A 15,234-nucleotide genomic window follows, 5' to 3' on the forward strand; every position below is an offset into this window, starting at 1 on the left:
CACATGAGTAATCAACAAAGGGCTATCCTGGAGGTAGACCAGCTGAGTGTCTCCTATGGCTCTTTTCAGGCGGTACAACGTGTATCCTTCACCGTGGAGTCGGGCGAAATTTTTGGTTTGCTGGGACCTAACGGCGCCGGCAAAACCAGTACCCTGAGCGCTATCGAAGGATTGTTGCGGCCGCAGGGCGGACAAATCAACGTAGCCGGCTTCAGTATCCTCGATCAGCCCCTTTACGCCAAAGCCAACATGGGCGTACAATTACAATCCACCAGTTTTCAGGCAGAATTAAACGTGGCCGAAATCATCCGGCTGTTTTCCGGCATCTATGGCAGGGAATTAAGTCCTGCCGAAGTAGAAGAGAAGCTGGTTGAAATCAACCTGCAGGATTCAGCTACCAAACGTTTCGGTCAGCTCTCCGGTGGGCAGCAGCAGCGGGTATCGCTGGTCATCTCCACTATTCATGATCCGCAGCTGGTGCTGCTGGACGAGCCCACTACGGGCCTCGACCCGCAGTCCAGAAGGCAGCTGTGGGACCGCATCGAGGCCATCAAGGCAAAGGGTCATGCCGTGTTGCTCACCACCCATTCCATGGAAGAAGCCGAGGCGGTCTGCGATCGCATCGCCATCATCGATCATGGCCGGGTCATCGCCATCGATACGCCCGAAGCCCTGATAGCGGCCCATCGCAACGACCCCGACGTTATTGCCGTGTGCCGCAAAGGAAAAATAACCCTGGAAGATGTATTTATCGGCCTCACCGGCCGGGCTGTCCGTTCATAACTCAATACCTACTTTATGCAAACCAAAATACCTCAGACTGCTGCCGTGATGTCCGCTTTGTTACGGGCTGATTTTACCACCCTGTGGCGCAACCGCCGCTCTTTACGCCTCGTGCTGCTGGTGCCTGTGGTGATCGTCATCTCCTGGAAAGGGATGGTGAAAATGATGGGCGGCCCTTATGTGATCGCCGGTGGCATCACCATTGGCCTGATTAGTATCGGCCTGCTGGGCTATACCAATTCCATTGCACGTGACCGTGATAAGGGCGTGTTCCAACGCCTGCGCGTAGGCCCGGTAGCCGCGTGGACCATCATGTGCAGCCGCATCATGGTACAGATAGCCACGATCATGGCCATGACCATCGCCATCTTTGCCGTAGGCAATCTGGTAGACAAAATTGTACTGTCGCCGCTGGGTTATCTGACCGGTTTCTTCGCCGCGGTGTTGGGCGGGGCGCTGTACCTCAGCCTCGGCCAGCTGATTGTGGGGCTGATTAAAAATCCGGAGACGGTGAATTCCACCACACGGCTGGTATACTTTATTTTCATTATGGTGGGTATGCTGGGCAACTTCGGTGTGTTGGGCGATGTCGTGAAAGAGATGGTGCAGTGGTCGCCCTATGGTGTGGTGAACCGCATGATCGGCACAGCGCTGCAGCCTGAAACCTGGAACCTGCAGGCGACCTACGCCTTGCTGGCCACACTGGGTTATACGGCTATATTTGGCATACTCGGCATTCGTTTCTTTAAGTGGAACTGACCTGCCTGATGATCACTTCCTCAATCCGGTGTTTGTCCATACGTTTGATTTCAAAAGTGAACTGGTTGAGCGTCACTTTTTCGCCGGGTTGAGGAATGTGTTTTAGTTTGCCGATCAGCAGGCCGGCCACTGTAATATCTTCTTCTTCGTAAGGACGGAGCCATTCGATATTGAGGGTTTCCCTGATAAAAGACAACCGGGTAACACCGTTGGTCAGCCAGCTTTTGTCCGGCTGCTGTTCTAAAAAACGCTCCTTTGTATTATACCCCGGCAGATTGCCCAATAAGCCGGACACAATATCGTGGAAAGTAACAATCCCTTCAAACTCCCCATATTCATTTAATACCACCCCCATGATCGTGCTTTCGCGGCGCAATAGCTGAAACATGTCGAAGATGCCCTGGTTGAGCGACAGGTAGGAGACAGGGCTGACCAGCTCCAGCAGTGACTTGTCGGGCTGCAGGAAAAAGTCCTTGATCATCAGGGCGCCGGGTATCTCGTTGCTTTTACTCATCACGGGGAAGGTGCGGTGTATACTTCGTTTAATCGTTTCAGTTATCTCATCGCGCGACATGTCTTGATGGAGAACCGTCACGATGCTGGCCGGTGTCATGATATTTTCCGCCGGCAGGTCGTAGGCCGCGGAGATGTTTTTATGCAGCATAAATTCCCCTTTTTCTATTAGTCCCTGTTTGTAAGCCATGATGAGCATGCCGCGCAGGTCGTTGTCGGTGAGCTTCTCTTCCCGGATGGTATTGATATGGAACAGTCCGAGGATATACTTGGTACTGCTGGTCAGCAATTTGATGAAAGGGTAGGTGATTTTGGAAAAGATGACCATCGACGGCGTGATGAGAAATGAAATTTTTTCCGGATTCAGGAGAGCCAGGGTTTTAGGGATGAGTTCACCGAAGATAATGGTGAGGTAGGTGATGGAGCCTACGCCGATGAATAGTGCCAGCAGGTGTGCGCCATAGTTGCCCAGCTGCCAGGAGCGGAATACCGGTTCCAGCAGTGCCGCCATCATGTCGCCGCCGTATAGCCCTTCCAGTATGCCTACTAAAGTGATGCCCACCTGTACCGCGCTGAGGAATTCGTCGGGGTCGCTTACCAGCCGGAGTGTGCTGGCCGCCCGTGCATTGCCGCCGTCAGCCTGGATTTTCAGCGCTGTTTTATCTACCGATATCAGACCTATTTCCGCTAAGGAGAAGTAGAAATTGAATGCAATGAGGATGATGATAATGATGATAGAGAGCATAAGTCAGCCGCTTTACAGGATAACAACTCTCCGCTGCAATTGTTTATAGCGCTGGTTTTCAGCTCGTTTGTAGCTATTGACTGCAAAAATATTTCAACAAAAAATTTGGAGAATTGAAATGAGTGCTTATCTTTGCGCTCCCTGATCACAATATCAGTTGCCCAGATGGCGAAATTGGTAGACGCACTGTGTTCAGGTCGCAGCGCCTGCAAGGGTGTGCTGGTTCGAATCCAGTTCTGGGCACGTAATAGGTTGTAAGTATCTTACTTACAACCTATTTTTTTGTGTCAATGTCTTTTTTGTACGCTTTTCTCCGCTTCTGCCCACTATTGGCGACACATCATTGACACACTAAATGACACACTAAATTCACGTGCCAGCACCAGCACGCATCCCCCATTTCATCCAGCGAAAAATGTCAGTTTTTCCTGCTTTACTGCACTGGTAAAGGCATCCGGCAAAATATCACCGCTCAAAACTATTATTCTGAAAAAAGATTTCTCCACTTTTCTTCGGTTTTTCTGTTGACATGGTAAGTCGTTTTGAGGTGGTATCATTTCTTATCCCTGCAAAATATAAATGCCTTACGCAGTGAATTTGCATAAGGCATTTATTACATAAATATTAAGCCGTTATTCTGCTCTCAGCGACTTCACAGGGTTCATTAATGCCGCTTTTATTGACTGGTAGCTGATGGTAAGCAATGCAATGGTGAGTGCCAGCATACCGGCAACAATAAATATCCACCATTCCACATGAACAGCGTAGGCAAAATTATGCAGCCATTGGCTCATTACATACCACGCTAATGGAGTAGATAAGATAATAGCAATGATCACCAGTTTCAGAAAGTCTTTCGACAGCAACATCACTACATGCTGGACACTGGCGCCCAATACCTTACGAACGCCTATTTCTTTGGTCCGCTGTTCCGCCATGAAAGAAGAAAGCGCCAGTAAACCAAGACAGGAAATAAAAATGGCAATAATGGCGAAGTAGTTGGACAGTTTACCTACCATAATTTCACCTTCATAAAGTTTTCCATATTCGGCGTCTACAAAGCTATAGGTGATGGGAATGCCGGGGTTAAAGGCATTCCACGCGTCTTCCATACCAGCTATGGCCTGCTTTGTTTCTCCTGCTTTGAAACGTACCAGTATATTATCATGGCCGGAAGCCGCTCCAAGCCAGATGATCATAGGCTGGATAGCAGTATGCAACGATTTTATATGAAAGTCTTTTACCACTCCGATGATCTTTCCTTCTTTACCCCACAAACTTAATTTTTCGTTTTCCGGATTTTTAAGCCCCATTGTCCGCGCTGCGGCTTCATTGATCATATAGCTGCCGGAGTCTGTACCATAGGCAGGTGAAAAATCCCTGCCGGATAAAAGATCGATACCAGCGGTTTTAGTAAAATCATAGGATACGGAGAGCTGTGTAAATTCAACGGAACTGTTAGGGTCTTTACCTGTCCAGTTAACGGAGTTGGTGCTGGCGGCTGCATCGGTAAAGTTATTGGCAATACCACATACCGCCTGTATGCCCGGGGTGCGGAGCAGGGTTTCCCTGAATGCATCATACCTGTGGGTAGCCACTGCACCTTCAGCTCTCAGGTAGATCAGGTTTTCGCGGTTGTACCCCAGGTTCTTTTTCTGTACATAGGCCATTTGCTGGTATACCACCAGTGTACCGGATATCAATAACATAGATAATATAAACTGGAAGATGACCAGCCCCTGTCTGAATAATTTTGCATCTGAACCGGTTTTAAGGCTGCCCTTCAGCACACGTACCGGAGCTAAAGCGGAGAGGTGCAAAGCAGGATAACTGCCCGCCAGGAGGCCTGTTATTACGGCAATGCCGGCCACTGTCAGCCAGAAGAGCCCATTATTCAGCGGAAGCTGTATGTCTTTTCCCGTAAGGGCATTGAACCCTGGCAGGACCAGCAATACCGTCACGAGGGCAAAGATCAGTGCCAGGAAGGCATATAACAACGCTTCCCATATGAACTGCACCGCAAGTGAGCCCCGCATAGCGCCCATTACCTTACGTACGCCTATTTCCCTTGCCCTTTTTGCAGAACGCGCTGTAGCCAGGTTCATGAAGTTGATACACGCAATCAGTAATAAAAATATAGCCACAATGGTGAACAACCTGATATATTCTATCCTGCCACCACTTTGCTGCCCGCCCTTAAAATTGGAGTAGAGATAACCATCTCCGTAAGACTGCAAAAACAACTCAATATCAAAAACGTTCGCATCAAGGGCCTTGTTATACTCTTTCAGGAAATGTTTCATCTTGGTCTGAAGCTTTTCCATATCCGTGTCTGGCCGCACCTGGATATAGGTCAGTGGGCCATTGTTATTCCAATCCTTCATCCAGCCATTACGTTCCAGGCAGTCCTGCCAGCTGAGCAGAAAATCATATTTTTTTGAGGAGATACCTGGCAGGTCTTCAAATACGGCTGTTACCAGGTAATCTTTTTTTGTATCTATCCTGATAGTTTTTCCCATTGCCGCCTCCGGCGAACCGAAATACTTTACTGCCAGCTTCCTGGAGATAGCAAGACTGCCAGGCGTACTTAACGCAGTAGCTGGTGCTCCTGCCAGCAGCGGCACGCTGAACATCCTGAACCAGTCGGCACCGGCAAAATTGCCGGTCTCCTTATTTACATTATTACCAATGGCAAATGTCATACGCATATCGTCCCAGGTAGTGGAAGCGGCAGCGTAAACAATTTCAGGGAACTTCCGTTTCAGCTCCTCTGCCAGCAGGCCCGGACCACCACGGCCAACTTCAATGTTGCCATTGTGGATCTGCCTTTCCAGTACACTATAAAGAAACGGCCCGTTTTGATGGTACCGGTCTATACTGCGTTCATGCTGTATCCATAACATGATAACAAGACAACAGGCCATGCCCAGCGCAAGCCCGAGAACATTGATAGCAGAAAGTACCTTGTTACGGGCCATCATCCGCCAGCCCGTCTTGATATAGTTTTTTAACATGGAGATACCGTTTGCCAGGATCAACAATAATACTGCCATCTGCCGGAAGTACCTGATAGCAACTGTTGTACATGTTATGCGTCCGCCTGTCTGTTCGTATCTGAACAAGTAGTGTTCAGATACGAACAGTTAGAGCAAGACAACAATAAGTAATGCAGGCCCAGGCGCCCTGTGGCATGCCACCCAGGGAATCAATACAGCGACTGGAGAAAAGAAAGATTGTTTTGAACCCGAAAGATAACAGACAACTGCTCACTCGCGGTTGATCTTCATCACCTGTTTACCATTTTCATAGATGATCAGTGAATGTGTATCCGGAAATTCGATCTGCACATCATACCCTTCGAGGAAAAATTTATTCGTTGATTCCGGATATAACAATGCTGTAGGTACCCCGTCACCAGATACTTTGATGGCGTTTCCCTGCTGCTCCACCTTCATCAGTTTACCATTGTTTTGTACATAGGTACCTGTATATCTTTTGATCACTTCCTCTGCTATCGCGATTCTTTCATGGCTAACGACGCCTTTGTTCATGGTTGCCAGCACCTGGTTGCCAACAGCCAGCACGCGCTTTATTACCTGATCTGTCACAAACATGCCGTTGTCTGCGTTGGTCATCATCACCACCCCCCGTTTAGATTTTGGCAGGAAAACCGCCATGGTACGTACCCCTACATCAGAGCCACCGTGTTCCAGCGCATATTCGCCGTCAGGCAGCCCCGTTACCAATCCCCACCCCAGGCACCGGTAGTAGTTTTCTTTTACTTGCACCTGTGGGCGGACCATTTGAGCAAATAGCGTATCCGAAAGGCCTAAACCCATCATGGTAGCGAGACCGAATTTGCAGTAATCCTCTACCGTGGTGATTAAGTCATCCGCAGCACTGACGGAGGTTTGAATCGACACCGCATAGCGATTGCCCTGTCCATTGTGCCACATCGCAAAGCGGCTGGTATCCAGTGTTTTGCTCCAGTATTGCGTTTGATGCATCCGCAATGGCTTAAACAGGTACTTTTGCATGAGTACATTTAACGGTTGATGAAACTTGCTTTCCAGCGCACGGCGCAAATATTCAAAGCCTTCTCCGGAATAGCGAAATTTGGTACCTGGCTCAAAATCGAAACGCAACTTCGTGTTACCATTGTCTGTACGCCAGTTCGGGAAACCGGTCTGATGACTCAGCACCGTGCGGGTAGTAAGTTTATTCAGCCAGGGATTATTGACAACATCAGGATCTGTCCAATAATGTGAAAGCGGTTCATCCAGGTCCCACAAGCCTTCCCGGACCAGTTTCATCGTCAGCATAGCCGCTACCGGCTTGGTTTGCGATGCGATATTAAACAATGTATGTAGAGGTGCAGGATGACCTTCTTTTAAATAACCGAATGTTTTTACCCATTTAACACGCCCATCTTCTATAATGCCGACACCTGTACATGGAACATGGTTTTGGGCCATCCAAATGGGGATGTCACGGACCAGGGAAGTAATGACGGTATCCTGCTGCGCAGAAGCAGGGCTGCTGAGGACCAGGGTGATAAGGAAGAGCGCGTGGCTGATTTTCATAATCCTGAGATATACACCAAAAAATGTCCTGAAGATAAAATAAAAAGGAGGTTTTTGGCAATCATAAAGCAGGTTATTTACCGTCCCGGGACGGAAAGTCTTCGAACTGAAAAAATGACAAATTTTATTGTTGGGATTCTCAATTAATAGCTGTTATTCGAAATTTATGAGAGAAATACGTCTCTTCGGAGAAATATATTATTTTAGAACATTGTCCTAAAATCCTATCGCCATGAAATTGCCGCAGATATAGATTCCGGGAACTGTCAACCGTTTAATCCACCCACACTGGTAATACAATGTTCACCCTTAACCCATTCGTATGCGATTTGTGAATTTTATGCTGCACCCTGCTTTGCAGGGATTGATCAGTAACGCCGGTATGATGTATGCTGATTTTGAAGAATATGGTATCTCTACTACCTATGAGTTTCCCTGGTCTCCGCATATTCGCCTCAACTTCACGGTGCATGGACTTCCGCTGCATATCAGAAAGGAAAATGAAGCGCTGCTTACGCCTTTGCCGGACTGCTCTCTTATTGGCCCGCAGCTGTGCAGGAATATGATCTGTTTTGACCCGAAAAGTGTCGTCATATGTATCTGTTTCCATCCCGGCGGGTTTCATCGTTTAACCGGTATCCCTGTACATGAAATGATCAATAAGGACCTGGATGCCGGTTCTCTGATGGGCAGGGGAGTATTGCAGGTGGCAAAGGAGCTGCAGACAGCAACAGGGCCGGAACAGATGAAACAAATCATTGAGACCTTTTTTCTCAAAAAGATACAACTGAAGGAGACTGTATTACAGCCATTTGATAAAGCTATTGCACAATGGACAGACTATAGCGGTAATATTCCTGTCAGCGACATTGCCAGGGACGCCTGTTTAAGTATACGGCAGTTTGAACGGAAGTGCCATGAGCGCCTGGGAATTACTCCCAAACTGTTTGCCCGGCTGGTTCGCTTTTCAAAAGCATATGCTTTGGCTGAACAACAGCAAAAACGTAGCTGGACAAGCCTTGCCTATGAGTGCGGATATTATGATCAGATGCATCTGATCAGCGATTTTAAGGCGTTTACCGGTATGACTCCCAGTTCAATGGATACCGCTCATTCGCTGAAGCTGATCTATTTGCTGGAAACTGACCCTGGTATTCATTTGTATCATGAGCCCATCGACCTGTATTCCATGGGAGAGCAGTTCTATAGAGTATAACTGATTGATAATCAAAAATAGGAATGTCGTCTTCCTCCTATATTATTCAATTCATATCTGATAGGTTTGTATCATTCTAAAGTGACGGTTAAAACCTGGTGTGCTAAGATCAATTCCACGATAAGTAGCTGAACATGTTTGTAGCATTGCCCGCTTGTTTGAGCCTGTAGCTGTTAACCATTTTATCTGATAACATAAACCAAAAAGTATGAAAACACTCATTGAAAAGACAAATGTAAAGGTCATGACCATATTTGTTATGATTGTACTGATAGCAGCAGCTTGCAAAAAAGACGTTTCTCCTGAAAAAGAAGTTTTCAACAGAACTGAAGTATATAACAAAGCCACCGTAGAAAATGGTTATTTACATTTTGCCAGCTACACTGATTTTTTTGATGCAGTGATCAGCATGTACAATGTTAATGAGGAAACAAGGATGCAAAAAGAAAAAAAGTTAGGTTTTTTATCTTTAAAGACAGTTTATGTCGGATTTAATAAGGAGCTGGACAAATTAGAGACGCTGGGTAAAGACGAATATTTCAGGGGATTCGAACTTTTAAAAGAAAAGTATGCTAAGCAGATAGGTTTTTCCAGGGATTCCTATTATTTGAAATGTTCCGGAATGGTGGAGGCTTCATTAGCCAATAGTGAGGGAATTGTAAGCGTCGGGAATGACTTTTTATATTTTAATGAAAAATCGATACAGACGTTTAAAAATATATCATATACTGAATTAAAGACAAAGCTTTCAAACGGACAAATGCCATCAACAGAGTTGGTGGGTGTCCGTTCCAACCCGAATTCGTTTAGCGTCGTAAGTTCTGCGTTTAATATTTTCACGGGAAATTCAGGCAGAGCTCAGCTGGGTGTCAGAGCGAAACTATATAATATGCATAACAGTGCGAATGGCTATGCAGCATACGCCACCTATGAGTGTAATGCGCAACATAAAAATATTTTTGGTACATGGAGAAATGTAAGATATTTATTATCAGCCGGAGGAAACCTTAACATTGGAGTGATCTATGGTGGCAATAATTCACCGATGTACACAAATGTACAAATTTCAACAGCACCGGGTTCTGTTGATGAAGGGAGTAAAGAGTTTGTAATAGCAGCGTCTAAAACCCTGGTGGCTAATCCTTCCAGTGCTTTGCCCCAAAACGGTTACATTCAATTCACTAATAGTGGTATTGCCCAGGTAGATGATAGTTTTCTAAAGAACGACGGCTATTGGGAGAGTATCAGTTCTGCTGCATTTGGTGTTCCTACAATTAGTGCCCAAATAATTGGAGGTAGTCTGTTCAGCTACCCCTCTGTTGATTTCGGTACTGTTTTTATGAATTTTTAATCTAAATCAACGCTCATCGTTGTTGTCACTGTCAGGTATAATCGTCTTAATAATTTTCGCCGACATACCAGTCACCACCACATTGTCCGGCGCATCTTTTGAAATATAGGTTTGATACAAATACCTCACAACTCATTCTTCCGAAACTAGATAAGAATCCGGTTCCGGGCACGTTAAGAAAAGGCTTGTAAGTTGATACTTACGAGCCTTTTTTTATGTAGTCAATTGCCGCTTGCTTTTGTAAATCAGGAGAACTTCCTTTTGACGAAGAAATATAAATGCAGTGTGCATATTATTTACTACATCCGGTTTTCATTTTTTTTACAATTATCCAACTACGTACAATGAGCATTGCTGATAAGGTAAGCAGTGGTGACCAAATGGAGATGCGCTCAACTGCTTTCTGACAGCGGTTATCTGTTGATCGTGGAAACGAGATCAACTTGATGTTGCAACGTGTAATGCACTCGATAATTAAATTTGAAATAGTAAAGTGTACTAAATCAATTGTCTGAAGAAGTGTGAAGAATTTATTTGGAATTATTATTATTTTTTTACTACTTTAGTTTTCGGAAACAAACTTATAAACCCTCATAATAATTGTTTACGTTTTTTGCTCGTTGAGAATTTCCTGATTAACTTTTAGAATTGATAATTGAAAACACCTGATGCCAGCTTGTGAAGGATAAGCCTCCCAAAAATATATAGCTGGTATTCGCTGACATTTGTTATTTATCTGAGAAATAGTTCCGATATTTTATTGCGGAGAACTTATGTTTATGATAAACCTTAACCAAACTCACCATCAGGAACTGCTGGATATAGAAGGGGTTTTGCGGACCCATGGAGAAGTGGAATCGTGTGTGGTAGTAGCTTCCCCCGAAAGTTCATTTTTTTTATTTTACAAATTAGTACAAAACGTAGAGTTTGTGCCATCGTTAGGTGAACACGATATCTATGATGTCTTTATTTATAATTCCATGGCCAGTGATGATATGAGAGTGAAGGGATATCGGGAAGCATTGGCTGATAAGGTGAAAGATAAAGTGGTACTGGACCCTGGTACGGGAACGGAACTGATTCTGGCAAGACATTGTATTCATGCCGGGGCAAAAAAAGTATATGCTGTGGAAGCGCTGGAGCATGCATACAAACAGGCGCGGGAAAAGGTCACCGCACTTGGACTGGAGGATAAAATAACGTTGATCCTGGGCGATGCCCGTCATGTAACGCTACCGGAGAAGATAGATTATATTGTTTCCGCGTTGGCCGGTAACATTGCCAGTTCAGATGGCTGTATTCCATTAATCAATGAACTGAAAGGCAACTTTGGGCGCGATGTGAAATTTATTCCCAACCGTTACCTGACACAGGTGGCGGCAGTAGAGTTGCCCGCAACGATTTATGAGAAAGGGTTGAGCCCTATGTCGGCCTATTATATCAGCGAGGTCCATAAAAAATACGGGCATACTTTTGATGTAAGGATGTGTCTGCGTTATTTTTCATCTTCGTTACTTATATCAGATACAGGCACGGTAGAGGATATTGCTTATGAATCAACATTATGTGAATCGGCTGAGCAGCAAACAACGTTGTCTTTTGTCAGAGATGGGATGATACATGGTGTTGTATTTTGGTTGAATGCGTACACAGATGCATTCATGATGATTGACAGTTTACAGCATACGCACCATTTACCGGTATATTTTCCGTTGTTCGAAAATGGTATGGAGGTAAAAAAAGGAGATCATCTCTGTTTGACCTTTTCCAGATCTACCGGCCGGGATGGTTATCATCCGGATTATCATGTAAAAGGATGGGTGGAATTTGAAAATGGAGAACGCCTAAATTTTGAACACGACAGCGGCCACCAGGGGCCACTTACAACAGATAATAGGAAGCAGGGCACACCGCTTAAGACATATGAATATATTACTGAAAAGACGCTGAAAGATTACGTAAAATCAAAGTTGCCAGGCAATACGGCTTCCTACAAAATGATAAGGGTAGAGCAATGGCCTTTGAACGCCAACGGAGAAATAGATAAACAGCAGCTGCTGCGGCATGTGCGTGTTGATAAAAGATAAGCTGCCTTCATGCTTGTATATTTCGTATAGGCATATTAGTTATTTTATGATATTTTTAACATGGAGAGAGATGATATTTGAGTATTTTTATAACGTAAACCGCTTTATTGGAGTTTAGGAAAAACACATGGTCGCAACATTTTTGATGAATCTAACCAGGCTAATATCCAGAAAAACTGTCTCGTAAAGAAATGTGATGAAGACTGGTGATTGTTCCTGTCACACAGGCTTTTCTATCTGATTTGTTGAACCAGGACAAATTTGAATTCCGTATTTTATTTTTTGCTGTTTTCTACTACGCTTGTGGCTTAGCAAAGCGACAGCTTTGCTCCCGGAGCCATACAGATTGATTCCCTTTAATTTATTTTTGATGGTTTCTACTATGCTTGTAGCTTAGAAGAGCGACAGCTTTGTCCTCGAAGCCATTCAAATTGATTCCTTTTAGTTTATTTTTTATGTTTTCTACTATGCTTGTAGCTTAGGTGAGCGACAGCTTTGCCCCGGCCCCATATTAGTATTCATTTTCACCCACCTGCTTTTTATTGCTAAATACTGCTGCCGTGTATCCATCGCGGAGCGGAGAATTATTTATTCAAAAATTTTAAACCGATGAGTGGAACTAAAGTATATCTTAAACCCAATGTGGTATTTGAGCCGTTGTACGACAGATGGTATGCGTGGAGTCATTTGATTTTTCCGGCTACTGCCGCCATGAACACGGTCGGAAGACACCTGGTGATCATTGATTCTTATCTGGCTGCACCTGCTATTCATGCCGAAGCTGTACGTAATCCTAAAATGAAAGGCGGGCCTTTCATGGACCTGGGTGGTGGAAGGGTAGAAGAAGTAAAAGCGCTAAGGGAAAAGATAGTGACAACACAGGACCATTTGATCCGTTTTGCAAAGGCTATCAAAGAACTGGACCTGATGCTGGCCACAGAGGCCAAAGGATTCGGGCTGGAAGAATTGTATCAGAAAGTGCCTGAAATGCTGAAGGGGTATGTAGAGCTCTTTTATGATCGTAACAATAATGCAGATTTTCGTTTTTTTGAATCGCTCTTATACCAGAGTGAATACTATAATGATAGCGCGCAAAGCATGGCGTTATGGATCACAGACAATGATCACCGGCCTTTTTGTTTGAGTACTCCCCGGCTGGATGAACCAAATGTGCTTCACCTGGAAATACCATTTAATCATCCCGGTATTGATGAACTGGCGCGCATGAAGAGAGTGCCGCAGGATGTAAGTTATATCAGTCAGTTACTGGGGATAGCCGAATCCGATGCCGCGCTTTTTGAAACGTTCTTCACTACCACTCCGCCTCCGGTATATAAAAAATATACAGGCGATAAAATCCGCATGAGATATTTCGGACATGCCTGTATCCTGATTGAAACAAAAGACGTGTCTATACTCGTTGATCCATTGATCAGCTACTATGGCTATGAGTCAGATGTGGCACACTTTTCAGACGCAGACCTGCCGGATGTGATTGATTACGTACTGATCACACACAATCATCAGGACCATGTGCTGTTTGAGACGTTACTGCCTTTAAGGCATAAGGTGAAAAAACTGATTGTGCCGCGTAGCAGCACTGGCCAGCTGGAAGATCATAACCTGGCGTTGATGTTTAAGCAGATTGGGTTCAAGAATGTTGTCGCCATAGAGGAAATGGAAACCATTGCATTGGGGGATACAGCTATTACCGGCATACCATTTACCGGCGAGCACAGTGATCTGAATATTTTGACCAAGTCTTGTTACCTGGTGGAGATCAGTGGCTTTAAATTGTTGTTTCTGGCCGATTCCAGGATATTGGAGTCAGCACTCTATAAACATATACATCGGAAGATAGGAGATGTGGATGTATTATTTCTGGGGATGGAATGCGACGGCGCGCCTTTAACCTGGATCTATGGGCCATTGATGACCAAAAAGCCAACCCGGGAACAGGACGCCAGCCGGCGTTTGGCCGGTTCCGATTGCGCAAAGGGTGAAAAGCTGGTAGAGATATTCAATCCCGGGGAACTATATGTATATGCTATGGGAATGGAGCCCTGGCTGGAATTCATCAGCAGCATTAAATACACAGACGAATCTAATCCTATCATTCAATCCAATAGACTGATACAACTTTCAAAGGATAAAGGAATCTTGGCAGAACGGTTATATGGAGAAAAAGAGTTGTTGTATGAAAAGAAGGAAGAACCTGTGAAGGAGTTGTCATAAACCTATCCTACATATCACTCCCGACCCTTATCCATCTCTTTAAAATATTCTGACAATTTTAAAACTGAATGTGAGGTCTGAAACCTGCGTGGTTACTGATCTCTGCATTCTACTGGCCATATACATTTCATTTGATAACGAAAAAGATTCACTAAAAAAATATTTATGGGATTAATAACTATTTCTCAGCATTATGATGCTTACCTGCCGGAAGATCATGAAACCTGGGCCGCGCTGGCTAAAAGACAAATAGCGTTGCACAACGGAAGGATATCAAAAGCCTATCTGGACGGGTATGAAAAAATACAGCTTGATGAATACCGGATTATAAAAATGGATGAGATGAGTGAGCGGCTGCATAAAATAGCCGGATGGACGATCACACCGGTAACGGGACTGATACCAACGAGAGACTTTTTTTATATGATTATCAACAAGAAATATCCTGTTAACATCTCTATGAGGAAGCCATGGGAGATGGACTTTAGCGAGCAACCGGATATATTCCATGATGCGTTCGGGCATTTACCATTGCTGACAAATGAGAAGTTTACCCGGTTTCTTACCGCCTACAGCACCATTGCACTAAAATATGTGCATCATGAAAAGGCCATTGATTTTCTGGGTCAATTGTACTGGTTTACCTATGAAATGGGCATTATCAATGAGCAGGGAGAAAATAAACCTTATGGGGCCGCTATTATCACTTCAAAAGATGAAATAGCCAATGTTTACAATGATGCCATTCCAAAATATGTCTTTGATCTGGATCATATATTCCGCACACCTTATAATCCTTTCAAACTGCAGAAGGAATATTTTATTATCGACTCCTTTGACGATCTGTTTGATAGTATCCAGCATCTGGAGCTGAGGCTTAATGAGCATTTGATGCTGGCAGAGAAAGATCATACAAAGAGTGACTATTCATTAAATACTTTATAGAAACTACAGTTTTATCT

General features: G+C 44.7%; 10 protein-coding genes and 1 tRNA gene. 8 read left to right on the plus strand and 3 right to left on the minus strand.

Annotated features, from left to right (window positions below; translation table 11 throughout):
• Nucleotides 1–3: 3 nt before the first annotated feature.
• Nucleotides 4–783, plus strand: coding sequence for an ABC transporter ATP-binding protein (locus ICL55_RS34630; protein ID WP_188106596.1), 780 nt, complete (start codon nt 4–6; stop codon nt 781–783).
• Between the two features lie 15 nt (nt 784–798).
• Nucleotides 799–1,542: an ABC transporter permease gene (locus ICL55_RS34635; RefSeq protein ID WP_188106598.1), complete on the plus strand. Its 744-nt coding sequence runs from the start codon at nt 799–801 to the stop codon at nt 1,540–1,542.
• Here the strand turns inward: ICL55_RS34635 and ICL55_RS34640 are convergent.
• The gene (locus ICL55_RS34640) at nt 1,529–2,800 is read right to left on the minus strand and encodes a hemolysin family protein (RefSeq protein WP_188106600.1); all 1,272 of its coding nucleotides are present in this window, start codon (nt 2,798–2,800) and stop codon (nt 1,529–1,531) included. The genes ICL55_RS34635 and ICL55_RS34640 overlap by 14 nt on opposite strands.
• A gap of 159 nt (nt 2,801–2,959) precedes the next feature.
• On the opposite strand from ICL55_RS34640, the gene ICL55_RS34645 reads away from it, so the two are divergent.
• Nucleotides 2,960–3,043: transfer RNA gene (locus tag ICL55_RS34645), tRNA-Leu, on the plus strand.
• Between the two features lie 389 nt (nt 3,044–3,432).
• Here ICL55_RS34645 and ICL55_RS34650 read toward each other — a convergent pair.
• Together ICL55_RS34650 and ICL55_RS34655 are read right to left on the minus strand one after the other, a co-directional pair.
• Nucleotides 3,433–5,814, minus strand: a complete 2,382-nt coding sequence (locus tag ICL55_RS34650; protein ID WP_188106602.1) for an ABC transporter permease — start codon at nt 5,812–5,814, stop codon at nt 3,433–3,435.
• A gap of 252 nt (nt 5,815–6,066) precedes the next feature.
• A complete protein-coding gene (locus ICL55_RS34655) occupies nt 6,067–7,383 on the minus strand; it encodes a serine hydrolase domain-containing protein (protein ID WP_188106603.1) in 1,317 nt (438 codons plus the stop codon).
• Nucleotides 7,384–7,705: 322 nt separating this feature from the next.
• Between ICL55_RS34655 and ICL55_RS34660 the strand changes: the two genes are divergently transcribed.
• The 5 genes from ICL55_RS34660 to ICL55_RS34680 all read left to right on the plus strand — a co-directional run bounded on the left by ICL55_RS34660 (nt 7,706) and on the right by ICL55_RS34680 (nt 15,217).
• Nucleotides 7,706–8,599, plus strand: coding sequence for a helix-turn-helix domain-containing protein (locus ICL55_RS34660; protein ID WP_188106605.1), 894 nt, complete (start codon nt 7,706–7,708; stop codon nt 8,597–8,599).
• 208 nt (nt 8,600–8,807) lie between these two features.
• Nucleotides 8,808–9,950, plus strand: a complete 1,143-nt coding sequence (locus ICL55_RS34665; RefSeq protein ID WP_188106608.1) for a hypothetical protein — start codon at nt 8,808–8,810, stop codon at nt 9,948–9,950.
• A gap of 779 nt (nt 9,951–10,729) precedes the next feature.
• Nucleotides 10,730–12,037 carry an SAM-dependent methyltransferase gene (locus ICL55_RS34670; RefSeq protein WP_188106610.1) on the plus strand — a complete coding sequence of 436 codons (1,308 nt, stop codon included), beginning with the start codon at nt 10,730–10,732 and terminating at the stop codon, nt 12,035–12,037.
• 609 nt (nt 12,038–12,646) lie between these two features.
• Nucleotides 12,647–14,272 (plus strand): MBL fold metallo-hydrolase, encoded by a 1,626-nt coding sequence (locus ICL55_RS34675; RefSeq protein ID WP_188106612.1) that lies wholly within the window; start codon nt 12,647–12,649, stop codon nt 14,270–14,272.
• A 165-nt stretch (nt 14,273–14,437) separates the two neighbouring features.
• Nucleotides 14,438–15,217, plus strand: coding sequence for a phenylalanine-4-hydroxylase (locus ICL55_RS34680; RefSeq protein ID WP_188106614.1), 780 nt, complete (start codon nt 14,438–14,440; stop codon nt 15,215–15,217).
• Nucleotides 15,218–15,234: the final 17 nt, after the last annotated feature.

The sequence above is a fragment of the Chitinophaga varians genome (assembly GCF_014529945.1).
GTDB classification, from domain to species: Bacteria; Bacteroidota; Bacteroidia; order Chitinophagales; family Chitinophagaceae; genus Chitinophaga; species Chitinophaga varians.